2 protein-coding genes are annotated in these 2,514 nt (G+C 72.0%); both read left to right on the top strand.

Going from position 1 to position 2,514, the window contains the following annotated elements; all coding sequences use genetic code 11:
- Positions 1–1,558 (top strand): methyltransferase, FxLD system (gene fxlM, locus AC5LSR_RS19760; RefSeq protein ID WP_493468800.1); only part of this gene is annotated, 1,558 nt, incomplete at its 5' end.
- Positions 1,555–2,514: hypothetical protein (locus AC5LSR_RS19755; protein ID WP_493468799.1), on the top strand; the 960-nt coding region annotated here is incomplete at its 3' end. The genes fxlM and AC5LSR_RS19755, both read left to right, overlap by 4 nt.

Raw genomic sequence — 2,514 nt, 5'->3', positions numbered from 1 at the left:
GGTCACCGCCGGCGCCGACACCCCCGCGAGCCCCCTGCACACCGCCCCGGACTGGACCGGCGCCTTCGAACATGCCGGCCGGAACCTCGCTGCCCTGGCCGCCACCGGCACCCTGACCCGTGGCCTGCGCGGCGTGCTCACCCACCATCTGCTGTTCCTGTTCAACCGGCACGGCGTCAGCGCGGCCGACCAGCACACCCTCGCCACCGCCGCCAGCACGGTCATCTTCGACCCACCGGACACCAGCCCCACCAGGACCGCGAGGACCGCGCCCGCTGACGAACCCGCGGCCAGGCCAGACAACACCGCCGACACCGGCCATGACAGCGCCACCACGACCGGCGATACCGGCGATGTCGACGAGCAGCGGGCCGCGCGGCTACGCGACGCTCTCACCGACTACATCAAAGGCTGGGGGACGTTCCACACACCGCAGGTCGAGGCCGCGTTCCGCACGGTGCCGCGGCACCTGTTCCTACCGGGCATCGATCTTGACGTCGCCTACGGCCGCAAGCCGGTCGTCACCCGGCGCGCCGCCGACGGCACCTCCCTGTCGTCCGCGTCCAGCCCGACGCTGGTCGCCACCATGCTCGAACAGCTCGCCCCACAGCCCGGCGACCGCGTCCTGGAAATCGGCACCGCGACCGGCATCAACGCAGCCCTCCTCGCCGAGCTCGTCGGCCAGAGCGGCGACGTCGTCACCATCGAACTCGACGACGACCTCGCCGCCAGCGCCACCGCCCACCTGCGCACGGCCGGCTACCAGGTCCATGTCCTCTGCGGCGACGGCGCGCTCGGTCACCCGGACCGCGCACCCTACGACCGGCTGATCGTCACCGCCGAGGCGACGGACCTCATGCCGGCCTGGTGGGACCAGCTGCGGGTCGGTGGCCGCGCCGTCATCCCGCTGCGGCTCCACGGCAGCGGCCTGACCCGCGCCCTCGCCTTCGACCACCACCGGCCCGGCCAGATGACCAGCACCTCCGCGGTCGTCTGCGGCTTCGTCCCGATGCGCGGCAGCGCCGAACGCCTCGAAGGCCACGTCCGCCTCGCCGACGACATCGTCCTCAAGATTGACGCTGCCGAGCCGTACGACCATCCCGCGCTCGCCGACGCGCTCCACCACCCGCCGCGGCAACGATGGACCGGGATCCACGTCCGTCACGACGAGCCCGCCGAACATCTCGACCTGTGGCTCGCGACCGCCACCGACCGCTCCTACGGGCGGCTGTCCGTCAGCACCGCCGCCCGCGCCAGCGGCCTCGCAGACCCCGCCCTGCGCTGGGGCGGAGCCGCACTCCACGACGGCGGCACCCTCGCCTACCTCACCGCCCGCGAACCCACCGACGACGCTCTCGAACTCGGCATCACCGCCCACGGGCCGGACAGCGACACGCTCACCACCCATCTCGCCGATCTGCTCCACACCTGGGCCCGGCACCGGCCAGCCCAGCCCACGATCACCGCCCGCCGCACCCCCAGCCACACCGACGCCGACGCCGACGGCTCGAGAACGCACATCCAGCCCCCGCACACCCAGATCACGATCAGCTGGTGAGCGCCGTGACCGCCACCCACCACCGCCCCACGGCACCTTCCCTCCAGGTCGTATCCGCGACCGACATCGGCTCTGCTGCCCAGCCGGCGGCCATCACCACCGTCCGGCGCGATGCTCTCCTCGGCATCCTGCCGCGGCGCTTCCCGCTGCTCCCCCGACCGAAGCCTCCCTGCGGCAGCCTCGCCGACCGTCTCAACCGCCTCCACCGCAAAGCCGACCTCGCCTGGGAACAGGACGGTGACGCGCTGCTCCACGCGGCCGAGGCTCTCAACCTCGCCGCTCTCATCGCCAGCGACTGCGCCATGCCCCACCTTGCCCGCGACCTGTGCTGGCGGCAGATCCACCGATTCACCACCGGCCCCGGCCCCTACGGCCAGGCAACCGCGAAACTCGCCCTCCAGCCTTTGACCAACCTCGGCCGGCTCCACACCCGCGACGGAGACAGCATCGCCGCCTACCGCCTCCACGAAGCGCTCTTCCACGCCGCCAGATCACGCAGTGACCTCACTGTCGACGGCCACACCGTCCGACTCGGCGGCCTCATCGCTGACGGCGACGACCAGGTCGTGATCGTGCGGTGGCTGTGGACCGTCCTTCTCTCCGACGGCCTGCGCGCCCTCTGCCAGGCCGGACGCTGGGCCGACGCCCACCAGCACGCCGTACGCCACAACGGCATCGGCCAATGGCTCCTCGACGGCCGCCAGATCGCGATCATCGATCACGCCATCGCGGGCCGGTCGACCGAGGCACAAGATCTTCTCGACGACAGCGCCACACCCACCGCCTGGGAACATGCGGTCACCGCGTGCCTGCGAGCCATCATCCACATCCTGGCCGGCAGCCCGGCCGACGACGAATACGCCGCAATGACCGACGCCTACTTCGCCCTCGGTTCCGACTCACGACACCGCACCTTCCGCCTCCGTCTGGGCCTGATCGCCGCCGACCTCGCCCAC

This window comes from Protofrankia sp. CiP1_Cm_nod4, assembly GCF_982290645.1.
Note: the sequence above shows the minus strand (reverse complement) of the source record. Positions and strands in the feature narration are given on the sequence as shown.